The sequence below is a fragment of the Mesorhizobium sp. P2_F8 genome (genome assembly GCF_056403655.1).
Genome location: NZ_JBFUFB010000037.1, coordinates 1 through 13,878 on the forward strand (window position 1 = coordinate 1; position 13,878 = coordinate 13,878).

General features: G+C 58.4%; 13 protein-coding genes and 3 pseudogenes. 7 read left to right on the plus strand and 9 right to left on the minus strand.

Going from position 1 to position 13,878, the window contains the following annotated elements; genetic code table 11:
• The first annotated feature begins 97 nt into the window (after nucleotides 1-97).
• Nucleotides 98-961 carry an ATP-dependent DNA ligase gene (locus tag AC1DZP_RS34525; RefSeq protein ID WP_477308641.1) on the plus strand — a complete coding sequence of 288 codons (864 nt, stop codon included), beginning with the start codon at nucleotides 98-100 and terminating at the stop codon, nucleotides 959-961.
• Between the two features lie 462 nt (nucleotides 962-1,423).
• Here AC1DZP_RS34525 and AC1DZP_RS34530 read toward each other — a convergent pair whose 3' ends face one another.
• Together AC1DZP_RS34530 and AC1DZP_RS34535 are read right to left on the minus strand one after the other, a co-directional pair.
• Nucleotides 1,424-1,633, minus strand: coding sequence for a hypothetical protein (locus AC1DZP_RS34530; RefSeq protein ID WP_477308643.1), 210 nt, complete (start codon nucleotides 1,631-1,633; stop codon nucleotides 1,424-1,426).
• Nucleotides 1,634-1,704: 71 nt separating this feature from the next.
• Entirely contained in the window at nucleotides 1,705-2,004 is a 300-nt protein-coding gene (locus AC1DZP_RS34535) for a DUF1236 domain-containing protein (RefSeq protein ID WP_477308645.1), read from the minus strand.
• 1,218 nt (nucleotides 2,005-3,222) lie between these two features.
• Here AC1DZP_RS34535 and AC1DZP_RS34540 point away from each other — a divergent pair.
• A complete protein-coding gene (locus AC1DZP_RS34540) occupies nucleotides 3,223-3,351 on the plus strand; it encodes a hypothetical protein (protein ID WP_477308647.1) in 129 nt (42 codons plus the stop codon).
• Between the two features lie 381 nt (nucleotides 3,352-3,732).
• Here AC1DZP_RS34540 and AC1DZP_RS34545 read toward each other — a convergent pair whose 3' ends face one another.
• Nucleotides 3,733-4,023, minus strand: a complete 291-nt coding sequence (locus AC1DZP_RS34545; protein WP_477308649.1) for a hypothetical protein — start codon at nucleotides 4,021-4,023, stop codon at nucleotides 3,733-3,735.
• A 340-nt stretch (nucleotides 4,024-4,363) separates the two neighbouring features.
• On the opposite strand from AC1DZP_RS34545, the pseudogene AC1DZP_RS34550 reads away from it, so the two are divergent.
• Nucleotides 4,364-4,629: pseudogene (locus tag AC1DZP_RS34550) on the plus strand (hypothetical protein).
• 553 nt (nucleotides 4,630-5,182) lie between these two features.
• Here AC1DZP_RS34550 and AC1DZP_RS34555 read toward each other — a convergent pair.
• Together AC1DZP_RS34555 and AC1DZP_RS34560 are read right to left on the minus strand one after the other, a co-directional pair.
• Entirely contained in the window at nucleotides 5,183-5,800 is a 618-nt protein-coding gene (locus AC1DZP_RS34555) for a GFA family protein (protein WP_477308651.1), read from the minus strand.
• A 203-nt stretch (nucleotides 5,801-6,003) separates the two neighbouring features.
• A pseudogene (locus AC1DZP_RS34560) lies at nucleotides 6,004-6,937 on the minus strand (IS481 family transposase).
• A gap of 615 nt (nucleotides 6,938-7,552) precedes the next feature.
• On the opposite strand from AC1DZP_RS34560, the gene AC1DZP_RS34565 reads away from it, so the two are divergent.
• Nucleotides 7,553-8,458, plus strand: a complete 906-nt coding sequence (locus tag AC1DZP_RS34565; protein WP_477308652.1) for a DUF1236 domain-containing protein — start codon at nucleotides 7,553-7,555, stop codon at nucleotides 8,456-8,458.
• Between the two features lie 624 nt (nucleotides 8,459-9,082).
• Here the strand turns inward: AC1DZP_RS34565 and AC1DZP_RS34570 are convergent.
• Complete coding sequence (locus tag AC1DZP_RS34570) at nucleotides 9,083-9,571, minus strand: hypothetical protein (protein ID WP_477308654.1); 489 nt, start codon at nucleotides 9,569-9,571, stop codon at nucleotides 9,083-9,085.
• A 785-nt stretch (nucleotides 9,572-10,356) separates the two neighbouring features.
• On the opposite strand from AC1DZP_RS34570, the gene AC1DZP_RS34575 reads away from it, so the two are divergent.
• Complete coding sequence (locus AC1DZP_RS34575) at nucleotides 10,357-10,656, plus strand: hypothetical protein (RefSeq protein ID WP_477308656.1); 300 nt, start codon at nucleotides 10,357-10,359, stop codon at nucleotides 10,654-10,656.
• Nucleotides 10,657-10,761: 105 nt separating this feature from the next.
• On the plus strand, nucleotides 10,762-11,190 hold the full coding sequence (locus AC1DZP_RS34580; RefSeq protein ID WP_477308658.1) for a hypothetical protein: 429 nt from the start codon (nucleotides 10,762-10,764) through the stop codon (nucleotides 11,188-11,190).
• A gap of 809 nt (nucleotides 11,191-11,999) precedes the next feature.
• Here the strand turns inward: AC1DZP_RS34580 and AC1DZP_RS34585 are convergent.
• Nucleotides 12,000-12,336: pseudogene (locus AC1DZP_RS34585) on the minus strand (IS110 family transposase); the annotation flags it as partial.
• Between the two features lie 434 nt (nucleotides 12,337-12,770).
• On the opposite strand from AC1DZP_RS34585, the gene AC1DZP_RS34590 reads away from it, so the two are divergent.
• Nucleotides 12,771-12,956 (plus strand): hypothetical protein, encoded by a 186-nt coding sequence (locus AC1DZP_RS34590; RefSeq protein ID WP_477308660.1) that lies wholly within the window; start codon nucleotides 12,771-12,773, stop codon nucleotides 12,954-12,956.
• A 116-nt stretch (nucleotides 12,957-13,072) separates the two neighbouring features.
• Here the strand turns inward: AC1DZP_RS34590 and AC1DZP_RS34595 are convergent, their stop codons facing one another.
• A complete protein-coding gene (locus tag AC1DZP_RS34595) occupies nucleotides 13,073-13,318 on the minus strand; it encodes a hypothetical protein (protein ID WP_477308662.1) in 246 nt (81 codons plus the stop codon).
• 366 nt (nucleotides 13,319-13,684) lie between these two features.
• Nucleotides 13,685-13,878, minus strand: a 194-nt coding sequence (locus tag AC1DZP_RS34600; protein ID WP_477308663.1) for an ATP-binding protein, incomplete at its 5' end; no start/stop codon positions are given.

Sequence of the window (13,878 nt, forward strand, 5' to 3'; positions counted from 1 at the left end):
CGTTTGATCGCGGTAATGATTAAAATTTCAATTTGCCTAAAATGTTCCGGAACTATTTTAGCGCGTGCTAATTTGAGTCGCGGGAGCGGGTCAGTTCATGCGTCTGAAGTTCATCAAGCCGATGGAGCCTGAGTTGTTCGACAGCCCGCCCGACGGCGAGGACTGGAGCCATGAAATCAAATTCGATGGCTATCGCACCCAGGTGATTAAGGATGCCGATGGCATCCGCCTGTTCACCAAAAATGGCTACGACTGGACTACCCGATATCGATATCTCGCGGACGAGGCGGCTTCGATCGAGGCCGAAAGTTTTATCGTCGATGGCGAAACCATCATGGTCAATGAGGCGGGGCTGTCCGATTTCCATGCCCTGCAATCGGCCATCACCAAGCGCCGGCCGTCACGGGATCTTTATCTGGTGGCGTTCGACCTTCTGCACTTGAACGGCCACGATCTGCGCGACATGCCGGTGGAGGACCGCCGCGAGATCCTGCAGGAGATGATCCCTGTCGTCGGCCGCATTCAATTCAGCAAAGCAATGCCTGGCACCGGTGACTTCGTCTATCGGCTGGTCGATCAAGCCGGCCTTGAAGGCATGGTCTCGAAGCGCCGGGACAGTGTCTATCGCAGCGGCCCGACGATGAACTGGCGCAAGATCAAATGCTTTGACGAAAAGGAAATGGACATCATCGGGGTGAAGCGGGAAAGGGGCAAGCCAGCCATGGTTCTCATGGCCGAAAACGGTCGCTATGTCGGCGGGGCCGTTGTCCCATTCAAGCATGACAAGCGCCAGCGGCTTTGGGATCGCGTGCAGGGTAAGGTGGGCGCCCCACCGCCTTTAGCCCTGGCGAAGAAAAGCGCCGAATGGCTCAAGCCTGGCCTTGTCGGCCGCGTCAAGTTCCTGAAAGGCGAGGAGCAGCTTCGGCACGCATCGCTGCAGGATTTTTGGGAAAAAAGTTAGCTCTGGAGACCTAGGGTCTCCCAGAGTTTTGATTCTGTTCGGGTCTTGGCAGCGCCAGCTTGATGTCAAACGTTTCCGGCAAATTGGAATGAGTGCCGGTCCTCATTGAAGCCGTGGTCGCGGCATCGACTGGTAGAAGGATGACCATTCGCACTTTAGGTTCAGGCCTAAGCGGCCGGTCAAATAGAAACAACATGATTGCCAGCACGCACGTTAGAAGGGCAGCGGTTAAGACATTCGCTATGACCTCGCCGAATTGCATGCCCGCTCTCCCGCAATAAGATGCGCGCCATATTGCCCAACATGGCGCGCACCCTGGCCAACCGACGATGAAGGGACTTTGCTCGCCGGTTTTCTGTCAATGAAAGGGAAAGCGTTAGGTTTCCACCCTGGAGCACTTTGCGCATTCCCGATGGGACTTGGGTCGGGACACCCGATCGGCTCAGGCTTGCAGCATGTCGTTCAAGGCTGTGGCTGATTGGGATCGACGAGGAAGGATGCCGCGATCAGGTCGTTGCCATCGATCTGGCCGTGACCGTCATCCATTATTGATGCGACCTTCTGAAAGGTTTTCATTTCGGCTGCTGTGATCCGCGCTTTCCGCATTCTGGCTTGCAGATCGGCTAGGCGGACCACGAGGGCATGAGACGTCTCGAGTTCAAGGTTCATCATCTTCAATCGTCCTCAATGGATTCCGACATGCACAACCCGCCGCTGACTGGCGGCGGGTTGTCATTCGAAGGTCAGTTGTAAACCTTCACAATTTTGCGGGTGCCCGGATCCACGAGAACCGTCCGGTTGTCGACGACGACATAGCGGTATTTGACGTTGGGCACTTCATGAAGCTCGACTGTGTCGGGCAGCGCTGTGCCGACATTGAGTTCGACGCCCGGAATCTTCACAGACGCCAAGGGCTGCTTCTTCACATACTCATGTATGACGGTATCCTGTTCGGGCGTGATGACCACGTCCTCGGCAGCAACCGCGCCGATACCTGCGACAATCAGAAACGCCGCTGCGGCGCCAGTGAGATACGCTTTCATGGATTTCTCCCTTGTGAAAATTGGCACAGACAACCTTCGTCGGCCAAGCCAATCGAACTTGGCAAGGCAGCAAACGTTCCCCCGATTGGGCTTCGGTCGGACCGTTTTGGGACCAAGGTCTGGTCGCTGATATCGGAACCTAATACGGTAGGGCAGCTTGTCTGTCATGGACGACCGACCGAAACCCCAAAAACTGGTGCCGAGCCCTCCACCGAGATGGCAGAACCGCAAGGGCGTATTGATACCCGCCGCAGTTTTGTTGCTCGCGGCTGGCGCGCTCGCCGGATGGTGGATCATCGTTCGATGAAGCACGCGCGCGGGATCCCACGAGGACAACGAACGGGGCACCAAATCCGGTATCTCGAACGCGCTCATACGCAAAGGCGGGTCCGACGCCTAAGGCTTTTGGGAACTCCGAGACGCCGGACCCTTGGAGGGTGAAATCCCCTAAGCCCCGTAGTGTGCTCCTAATATCAGCCGGTGGCAAACGCCGTCGGTGCAACGGCCGACGCAGAAGCGCCCCTGCGGCTGGTAGCGCCGAGAGCGGCTTGACGGCCGACGCATCAATCAGGGCGCTGAAAAATCTGTACGCAAATAACTATCGATGCGGGCGGCGGAACAATTCTTCGGCCGAAGCCGTTTAGTCGCTGGCCGGATGCCCTTAGCCCAAACGCCTCCCGGCCAAATCCTAACTATCAAGGCCCGCTGCCCTGAGCGGGCTTTTAGTCATTTGATATCCCAAGCACATACCCGATAGGCGGCTTTTTCACGGGCTGTTTGGCGTCTACAGGCGCGTTGATACCAGTCGGGCGTATCCGCCGTCACAAATAGATAGGTGGTGACCAACACCAGGACCACCAGCACCGCTACGGATATCCACAGTTCGTTCGGGTCATGGGTACGAGCCGCCCACGTCTCAATTCAATTGCCGTGTGCGCCCTACGGCCGGGGTATCGTCATCTTCGCTTAGATCGTGGTCCGCCAGATGGCTGGGCGTACTCGCCCCCTTCCGGATGGTATCACCACTGGCATCCGTCGAACCACCGATATTGCCAGGGGTAACCCGGACTGCGCCGTCAACTGTGAAGTAGCCTTGGAAGCCGTATTCTCGGCCTTGGTGACTGCCTCAGAGGCTGAGGGGTGGACGCCTCAAGAGACGGCTGCAGCATTGCAGATCGCCGATACTGCCGCAAATGAAGATGAACCAGAAGCGAAGAAATGACCAACAAGCCGCATTGGCGGACCGTGCTGACCAACAAGGACAAGGCCAAGGCGGTGGCCTGGGCGAGAGAGATCGGCGATAAGGTGTGGGTTGAGGAGATCACGCCAAAGCCGAAAGGGCGCTAGCGCGCAGCAAGATTCCGTCCCACCACCGTCACTCAAATTCCGTAAGTTAAACATGCGAAAGGAGAGGAGATCACGCCCGGAGGTAGGCGCCCGCCTGCGGGCTTTATTTGCTAGCAGTTTTTTTTTGACGTCGGCCCGATGTCCCTCCATGTCGCTCTGAGCGCTGCCCAGGAAATGATGCTGAACAATCCGAACTCCAAGCAACCGCTAATGGTGCCCTTGGCAAGCAATAGGATCGCGGTTGCTGGATTTGCAATCCCGGCGAAACCTGCGATCGTCAGCCACACCCAAAGAATCACCCTAGCGATCACAGCTTTCTCAACCTCACTCCGGCGCCGCCGCCATTCTCGGGTATGAATGGGATGGCCCTCTAAAGGCGACCTACGAGGTTCCGTCTGTCTCGCCGTCCTCATCGATCATTCGGACCGGCAGATAGGCGTTGGTTTCTAACCACTCGCGCAAAACGATCCGGTTGAGATCCGACCGGCCGATCTTCGTCTCTGCGGCGATGGAGATAAGCGCATCCTCCGTCGCCGGCTCCAGCGCCACACCCGCGATGGTCCGGAGCATCAGGGCAGCGCGCCTAAGGATGATTTGAATATCCGCTCGCGACATATCCGCAATGCGGTCGGCGGCGCTCTCAAGCTCTTCGGCGATAGAAAGGCGGGTCATTTTGCATTGCGCGTCGCAGTAGCCTTTTCTGCCAGAGCGGCCTTGGCACCCTATGAAGCGGGTTCGGACGCGGTAGCCCTGCCTGAGCCTGGCGCGTCCGAGTATGCCCCATCTCCCGTCCGAGCGCACCGCGTCCGTCGGTGACCGACGAGCGCAACCAACCCCTCCGCCGCTCGTTGACCCTACGCTGGTTGATCCCAGCGCACTTCAACTTGCCCGCCCCGTTCTCATAGCGGGCGGGCCTTTTCGTTAAGCCGAGAAACTTTTCCCGAAGAGCGAAGTTGATGCAACAAGCTGCCGCTTTGGCAGCCCTAATTTCCATGAAACTCAAGTTGCCACGATGGGCGCGATGGCGCTTACGATGATGGCTGGTGCCGCACTTGCTGGCAGCGGCACAGGAACGTCCGCGCTCGACGATCCGGCAAAGATATCGCCGTTCTTCACCGATGCCGGCATGAAGACCATGAAGTCCGAGGCTGACTTCAAGACCGCATGGATGGCCATGAAACCCGTGAACAGAAGGCGGTGTTGAAAGACTGCGGAGATACCACACTTAACAAGTCGCACGCAGATTTCTGCGCGATGGCAAAGAGGATGGGCGGCTGAATCTAAGCCGAAACGTCGAAGGCGGACCCAGCGCCCGCCTTCGGCCATTCTCTGTCGAGCCCCCTGGGTCACCCCGTTGCCGGATTTTCGGGGGGAAGGAACCTAATGCCAACTTATGGCGAGATGCTGAGCCTCGTTCCGGTCCTATTTTGCAGCTCGCTTCTTCAGGCTCAATCCTGGCAGCCGTTCGGTGTCAGGCAGCTGGCTTCACATTCGATGTGCCCCCGGGTTTTGTGCCGACCAGGGCGCGGCTTTTCGGGGCGAAAACAATGCCTTCCTTGCAGTGTGGGGCCTCGGCAACGCCAGTTTTCGCGCCGAGAGGCTGGGTGGAAGCTGACCTATCGGCGCGTCACCCCGAAGTGGGCGAGTTACTCGGGCATCAAGGATCGCCAGATTCGATATGTCCGCGCTATCGCGGCCTGCAACGACCGCGCTGCGCTCTTCACCATAAATTACAGCAGGTCGGAAAAAATCCCCTATGACCCGGTTGTTGATGGTGCGATCCCTGAAAGCGGAAGGATTGCTGGCAAGCTGTGAGCATATGCGGACCCCTTTACATTCTCGCTCGACAGACCGGATCAGTTGCTCGGTTGCTGCGATGGCTCGGAACGAACGCCGGCGCGTCAGCTGCCTGGGGCCTGTCATTTTGAAACTGGTCCGCCCACGGTAAGTCCATAAGCCATTGCTCCCGTCGGCCTACCCAAAGTTCGTATTCGGGAATTAGATCGGTCGGTGCTTTGTCGAGACAGCCGACCATAACCTCTGCTTCGTCACTCCGCAGGTTCGCCACCCTCGAGCCGCATTGCTTGCAGAAAGATCGACCCTCAAAGTTTCCCAGCTCTCCCGTGCCTTGGTAGGCAGCCAATGGCCAAACGGCGAAGAATGTGAACGCACTGCCACTCGCTCGGCGACAATCCTGGCAGTGGCATATCCCTATCCTGAGGGGCCGCCCTTCGACGCTGAACCGTGCAGCCCCGCAGAGACATCCGCCTTCGCGAATARCCTTGAAGCCGTCGGCATGCTGAGGTTGCTGCGTCTGCTGCTTGATCGGTGCAGATGCAGCATGGCCTGAGCAAGATGGGAAATGCGTGCTGGCTGGTTGCTCGATCATCAGATTGGGAGGCATCGGCGTTCGGTGTGGCATTTCAGGTCGTCGCTCTCTTCTCGCCATGACAGGGACAGCACCCTAGTGCGGTCGCGGTATATTCCCTGCGCAACGAGCAAAGTCTCCGGATGTTCCGAGATTTTAGGTGGTAGGCCTGATCAGGGGATAGCGGCGGGCCTCTACGATGTGGTCCTTGCCGCGCTCGCTCGGGCCCGGTGCCGGTTCAGACATCACCACCCTTACATTGTTCCGGGGCTTCGCGAGCGCAGCTAGTTGTGGAGCCTCAACAGGTGTTCTCGGTTAGAGCGAGGCGACTGATAGGTGTTTTGGACTTTAGGCTCCCGTGGGGACGGTGCCAATTGTAGCGATGCAGCCAGACCGGCAACTCTGCGGCGCGGTGATCTGAAGTCGGATAGGCAATGGCATAGGCCCATTCGCGCAGTGCTGTCTGGATGAAGCGCTCGGCTTGCCGTTGGTCTTGGGCGTATAGGGCCTTGTCCTGACGTGCTTGAGGCCGAGACCGCGGCAGGCCTTGGCGAAGCCTTCGATCTGTAGCAGGAGCCGTTGTCGCTCATGACGCTGGCTATGGTGACGCCGAGGCTGGCGTAGTAGGCCACCGCCGCCTTGAGGAAGGCGATGGCGCTCTCCTGTTTCTCATCTGGCAGGATCTGCGAGAAGGCGATGCGGGAGGCGTCGTCGATGCAGACATGGACGAACTCCCAACTGCTGCCGCGCGAGCTGGCATTGCCGGTACGTTTGCCGGTGATGCGATGACCGATGCGCTCAAAACGGCCGAGCTTCTTGATGTCAATGTGGATCATCTCGCCGGGATGCTCGCGCTCGTAGCGCCGGACCGGTTCGGCCGGTTCGATATCCCTCAACCGCGACAGTCCGGCACGCTTGAGTACCCGACTGACGGTAGCGGGCGAGACGCCGACCTCATGGGCGATGTGCTTGCCGGTCCAACGTAGCCGCCGCAGCGCCACGATGCGTTCGGCGATCGACGCAGCGGTGGCCTGCGGCATATGGTGGGCCGCCGGCCCGCCCYTCGGCCTTATAGCGCTCGACCCAGCGCGCCACGATCTTGGCCGACACCCCATAGACGTGCGCCGCATGGGCTTTGGAAAAAGCGCCCTCTATCACCGACAGCGCCATCTCCTCTCGACGCAGCGGCGTGAGACGGGCATTCTTGTGGATGTTCATTCGGACCCTCCGGTGAGTGCTGAAGCCTGGTAACTCCAGTCTCCCCGGTCCGGTCCGAATGGACAATCTCCCGAAAGCTCACAGCTAGTCTGCGGAGATGCCGGTTTGGCGATGGCTGGGTGGCCGGGCATTGCCTGTGGCTACCGCCGGCGTACACGTCTCGGGCGCCCATCGCCAGCGCCTGTGGCAAGCAAGAATAAGAGCCGCCAGCCAGGGCATTACCCAGCCGTAGGAATGGCCGCCAAGGGCTTCAAATATCCTTGCGGTCGACGAGCGGCAGAGGCGCTCGGTAGCTTCTTCGCACCCCCTAGCCCGTGCAGTGCTTCCTTTGGCAGACCGATACCCGGTCACCGGCACGAGGGATCGCCAGCCATTTCATCGGCTGGCTGATCGGCCACCTGTTCGATATGTGGGATTTTCGCCAGGTTGCTTCCACTTTCTTGAGCGCTTCAGCCACGGCCGGGCCATGTTCCTGAAAAATTGCCGCCCGCTTCTCCACAAAATGTCACCGGGGTTTGCGCACAAATTCGGAACAATGCCTTTCGCCCGGGATTTATCGGAGTGAAGGGACCGGTTTTCGAGGAGAAACAGATGAAACATCTTCTGATCACGAGCATGATCGCGCTCGGCGTCGGTTGCGGCGCCGCGATGGCGCAGACCGAATCCGCACAACCGAGCGGAGGCGACAATTGTGCCGCCGGCCAGGCCGACTGCCAGAAGGGCGGCAAGACGGGCGAGCAGGCCCTTGGCAAGACGAAATCGCAGACGGAGCAGAATGCCCAGGGCAAGGCCGGCGTCAACACCGAGGAGCAGGCGCAGGGTAAGGCCAAGGTGAAGACCGATGAGCAGGCCCAGGGCAAGGCCGATACCAGCACCGAGCAGCAGGCTCAGGACAAAACCAAGACGAAGACCACCGAGCAGGCCAAAGGTCAAGCTGGCACCAAGACCGAGGAGCAGGCTCACGATACGGCCAAGTGCCAGACTGGCATGGCAAACTGCCCGAAGGGTTCGAAGATGAACGARCAGGCCCAGGGCAAGACCAAGATGAAGACCACTGAGCAGAATGCCCAGGGCAAGACCGGCACAACCACCGAGCAGAACGCCCAGGGCAACACCGGCACCACCACTGAGCAGAACGCCCAGGGTACGACCAAGATGCAGACTCAGCAGAATGCCCAGGGTAAGACCGGTACGACCACCGAGCGGAACGCCCAGGGCAACACCAACGTCCAGACCGACCAAAACAAGACGGCCTCGATAAACAACGTGACGGTCGAACAGAAGACCCAGATCACGCAGATCATCCACGAGACCCACGTCCGGCCGGTCGCGAGTGTCGACTTCGACATCTCGGTCGGCGTCGAGGTGCCGCGGCACAAGATCCGCCTGCATCGGCTGCCGGCCCGTATCGTCAAGATCGTCCCGGCTTATGAAAGCTACGAGTATTTCGTGCTGGCCGATGGACGTATCGTCATCGTCGATCCGGACACCTACGAGATCGTGGCGATCCTGGAGGCCTGATCCGGACAACATCGCGAAAAGCAAAAGGTCCGCCGTGCGCAAGGCTCGGCGGCACCTTTTTGCCTCGAAATACGGGGATGCCGGATGAACCGAGTGACTTATCTACGCAATCAGCGCGGGGCGACCGCTATCATGCCCTACATCGCAAGATCACGTCCGGGCGCCCCGGTACCGATTTAAAGAGCAACGAAGCGCTCATGGCCTTGCCTGATTGGAACCTGCGGACATCGGCCTCGTTTGGCTGTAGCCTTGGCAAAGATCGATCCGAGGACTGTCGCCAGTCTTTTGCGGGAATATGCGCAACGGGGCGTCTATGCGCGGCGACAATCCCTATCGCACAAAGGCATACTTGCGCGCGGCGGACAGTCTGATGGCGCTGTCGCAACCGCTTGATCGAATCATTGCCGCCGGCGCACTCACCGAGATACCGGGATCGGTGACGCGACCACGGCGAGCTGCTTGCCGCGTCCATGCCGTTGCGCGTTGCACGCTATCATCGACTTGACGGCCCTGAAATAGAAGGGAGCAACTGTTTGCTCGGGCGTGGTGCGCCTCCGAACTCCGACACGCATCACTAACCTCAGTTGAGCATACCATATGCGCAAATAGACCGCCCGAACCCCGTCAACGAGCGGCTTTAACGAGCCGGTCAAGCAGTGCGTAATCGTCCAAATCCTCGTAGGGCGTTAAGTCGAGATCGCCCGGGACATTCTTAAGGCTCTCCTCATCGATCGCTTTCTCATGGGCTTTCATCACCGCTTGGTATGCCCTCCACGTCAGCCCTGCGCCCCTGACGGCATCGCGTTCGGCACGCAATGCGATTTGGTGAGCATGAAGGTAGTGGAGCCGAAGCTCATCCAACAACGCCTTTTCCACGATTTCGTGTGTGACCAAGAAGGGCGCCAGCCTGATTTCCCGGCCTTTCCATGCCATCGTTCGCGGCAGGTGGCGGTCGATGTAAACCGTCTTCCCATCGCCGCTATATCCAGCAATATAGGGAATATCGAAATCTCGGGTGACTTTCACTCGCTTTTGTAAGGCCACCAACACGTCGGCTAAGACGTGGTCGTCGACGTCTGCGGATTTGTGTCGAACTTCGCGGTCGAGATCCAAAGCGACCCCCTGGTGCCGTCTTTTCGGTGGAGACTATGCAATCTCATTGAGAGCATCTGGTTCCGCTATCCAGAGCGCAGTATTTCTTGACGTCAACAAATCCACTGGAAACCCGGTGCGTTTCTCGTCGGGAGATGTCCCCACGACGGCCGGCACCATACCAAGCCCGCTGATTCTTCCGAGGCAGCGGGCTTTTTGTTGGAACCAATCATTTCGGTGGGGAGGTTCTCATGGGCGCGGCATCTTGCTCTGGCTCCTCCGTATTCCGATTCCAATTATCATCCTCATTATGCATTCAATAAGTTGATGCGGAAGCGAGCACCCCGCAAGGTCAGGCATTGACCTGGTTTGGATGTAAGAAGGCGCAAGATTCACGACCGGATCCGGTTGGATACTGGTAGGCGAAAACGCGCCCACGACCTTCCAGCCTTCTTCGGGAGCTGGAACACCGTTTTCAAGCGCTACCCGGCTTGGCTCAAAGCTGATGTTTTCATCGACTTTTCGAGGCCTATTCGGATGAACCGGATATGGAATCGTCAAGGTCCACCGCAGGGACAGGGCGCAAAAGGGGGACTTAAAGCCAGGCCATAGGCCAAGGGCGGCTTGACAACCAAAATCCTGGCACTCACCGATGCACTTGGCAATCTTGTGCGCTTTGTTTCTTTGCGCAGCCAGCGGTTCGATCCCGTGGGTGTCGCCCTGGCCGACTCTCATCGATGATGTCTGTTTCGGCGGCTTGATCGCCGGCAAAGCCTTCGACAGCAACACCATCATTGCCGACCTGAATGAGCGGGCGCCAGGATCGTTATCGGCTCGACAAGGAACTCTACAAATGGCGCCACTTAATCGAGAACTTTTTCGCCAAACCCAAGGAATTCAAGCGTATCGTCATGTGCGTCGACAAAACCGATCCAGAGCTTCGCAGCCTTCATCAATCTTGCAGCCGCCGTCATAAACTCTCCCTGAATCTCAACAAGCTTTCGTCCGCTGTCGAAGGTGGGGCTTTTTGTGCTGTTGCATGTGCTTTCGTTTGTCTGTCATTCCACGGTTCGACGATCGCACTTGCCGCGGCCTCGCCTTCCTGAGCTTGTTCAGGCGATTTCCGTCGATAAACCCTCCTACCGCTCTTGCCAGCGAGTCGGGGCGCGATAATTTTGTTGGGAAGGGACCTTCGATCACAGGAGCCGACCATGAAACACCAAACCCTAAACCAACTGCAGACAATTGCAGAAGTGGAACCTTTGTCGACGTACCCGATCATGACCAGGCAACAACGAATTGAGCGCTGGGCAGATCTGCTAGCAGAATATCCCGACCGCCTGGGCGCCCTGACCGGCACCGAGCATCTTAAGGGAAAAGATCGCGACGCAGTGCGCTGTGAGGGCTCGCCAATCACAGTGGCTTTCGACGATCCGGTACTGCGTGCGTTGGGCCTGAAAGATGACACCTATGGGGAAGCAAAGCGCTTCTTCGAACTGACCGACTGGGAATTGCACGACGTCGTCTGCAGTTGTCATGTCGGGACTACAATGAGAGGGCAATGGGCTGCCGCTAGAGTCCGCCGGATAACCGGTGGCAACAGGCTTCTTAAATGGCTCAGAGAGAGAATGTGGCACTAAGGTTCCCTACGACTGCGACTCCCGAGAGGGGATTCCTTCGCACAGTGAGAGCGCAATGCGTAATGGCGGTAGCCGCCTCCGGCCCATACACCTCGGTCGCCGCTTGGACGGCGCTTTTCGTGTCGACCAAGTGCGCGATTCTCATGCCGGGATGTTCCGAGTAAGGCATTCCCGGCCTTCCGGTTGGTGGTCCTGCTAATCTAACCAGCGTGATGTTAAGCGTCCACTTTTCAGCGGCAGCGCAACCGCGACTGGAACCGCGTTTCGAGACGTTGCATTCTATTACGATGTGGTACGGTTGGCCGTCCGTTGAGCGCTAGCTGTGGAGCCTCAATAGGTTATCTCGGTCTATTTTAAGCCGAGGCGACTGATGGGTGATTTTGTTCGTTAGCTGCAATGACAATGTGCCAATTGCAACGATGAAGCCCGTAGCGCGCCTGGACGTGTTGTGGGCACGTACATGCCGTAGCGGGCCCATTTTCCTGTGCTGGCAACCATCCCTCCGGATGGCGAAGAGTTCCTCGTGCTCTACCCGGCATTTGCTGGAGCGGGTCAAGCTTGAAGCGCTCGGACTGTGTGCCCCAAGCCCTGCAATGAACTCATAGGGCGTGAGGCCTTTGAGGTCTTGAGCCTGCGGCCGAAATTGTAGGCGGAGATGAAGTCGGCAAGGGGCCGGCGAGGCTTCGAGTGGTTGCAGTCTATTTCAGGATAGCGGACCGACGCCATGGAAGTCATCAAATCGGATACGCGGCAAATTTTTGATAATCCCTGAAGATAATTCCTGCGCGTGGCGGAGAAGCGGCTGCGCCCCGCACCTCGCGGTAGAAGCCGACTCGGCCAGATGCGCCAAGCCGTCGGCATCGTTTGCGTCCGTTTTGTTCGGCGCCATGTCCAGCGCGGCCTTGGCATGCCGGGCGTCTATGCAGATTGCCGGAAGGTCCTTCGGTGCTCAAGGCATGATAGAACCACACCCACAAGGGTCCGGTCTCGAACACCACCCGCTTGGCCGCTGGCGCCCGCTTGCGGAGAAGGTCCGCGACCAAGCTCGGATCAGAGCGACATTTGCCGCCAGATCCTTTTGCCGCCACGCCGTACAGAAATCGCCGTCTCTTTCAACGACACGTCGAGACCGATATATTCACTCATGGTTGTTCTCCGTTCGATGCTTGGGCCCGGCGTCCAGTCGCGAGCCCGTACTTCCATCCTGTCGGAGAACAACCACCTGCTCTTCAATATGTGACCGCTTCCGGCTTCAGGGCGACTCGCTCCGCGATTACCCCATGTTTGAAATTTGCCCCATGGTCATATGAGAATGTGCTGTTACGATCCATCGCGGGCGCTGCGGCATAGCCCCGAATGGTTCCGCTGGGAGGTAGATCATGACAAAGTGCGTGACGTTTCGTTTGTGGCCCTTGCCGCACTTTCCGCAATGTTGGGGTTAGCCGCCAACGTGGATGCCGAGGATGCATCTCCGACAATCGTCACCCTCGGCGACAGCTACATCAACAGCTATGGAGTAGCTCCGGCTGACGCATTTGCGGCCACGCTCAAGTCGGCGCTGAACGCTGCCTGGCAACCCAGTGACAATTGTCGAGGTGGGGTACAGAAACGACAGCGAACGGGGTCTCGCTTGGCTGGCGGAATCCAAGGATGGCCTTGACCTGCAGGCGAACCCTGCAAACCACGTTGTCATCGTTGAATTGGGTCAGAACGATTGCGCTCAAATCGACCTGAAGGACACGCGAGCGAACTTCGACCAGTTCTGAGTATCCTCGACCAGAAGCGCGTTCCAGTGCTTGTGGTTGGAACCGCGGCCTATGGCTATTGCTCGTCTAGGCTCGGGGCTGACTATGGCGAGCTGTTTTCAACGATGTTCTCCGAGCTAGCGACCAAGCGTCGAGACTTGCTCTACGCCGACTTCAAGGAGGGCGTGACTGGGCATCCGGAGTTGCTTGAACCGGACCACGACCACCCAAATGCAGCGGGTGATGCGATCATCGTTAGAAATATGCTCCCTATGGTTGAGGCGCTGCTCGCGCAGGTGCAACCGCGTTGAACAGCCGCCCCGCGCTAAATTCAATTGCGCAGGCGGGGTGACGGAGGACTTCGTCAGCGTCTCGAACTCCACCTATCATTTTCCGCATGCGATCCGCGATTCCAGCAAGGTCGCGCGCGGGTAGGAGATCGAGTTGATCGGCGAGGTCACGCGCATCGATGAAGACAGCGTGACGATTGACCTGGGGTCGCTGGTGAGGGTCAAGACTGACAAGGTCCGGTTTGGTCGAGAAATACCGGGCTCCGGCCCGCAAGAGGCGGCTGCAAGACATCGCCGATTAGCCTTCCTTAGAGAGCCGGCGCCGCGGTAGGGGACCGGTTGACGCGGGCCTGGCTGGTCTCTTTGGCCAATCGGCGCGACGGCGATCCTGTGTGCGCGCTATTTGTTGATTTTCACTGAGAACTGACCCGGCATTTCCACCGAGATTTGACCCGCCTTTCATGTATGTTTCGGTTCGGGGTTGAGGGTCAAGGTTCTGGCTTTCTCCTTTGGTTTTTTAGGCTCGTGGGCTGAGCTGTTTTTGAATCGGAAGCTGTCGTTTCCGGTTTCCAGGATGTGGCAATGATGGGTCAGCCGGTCGAGTAGCGCGGTTGTCATCTTGGCATCGCCGAAGACACTGGCCCACTCGCTGA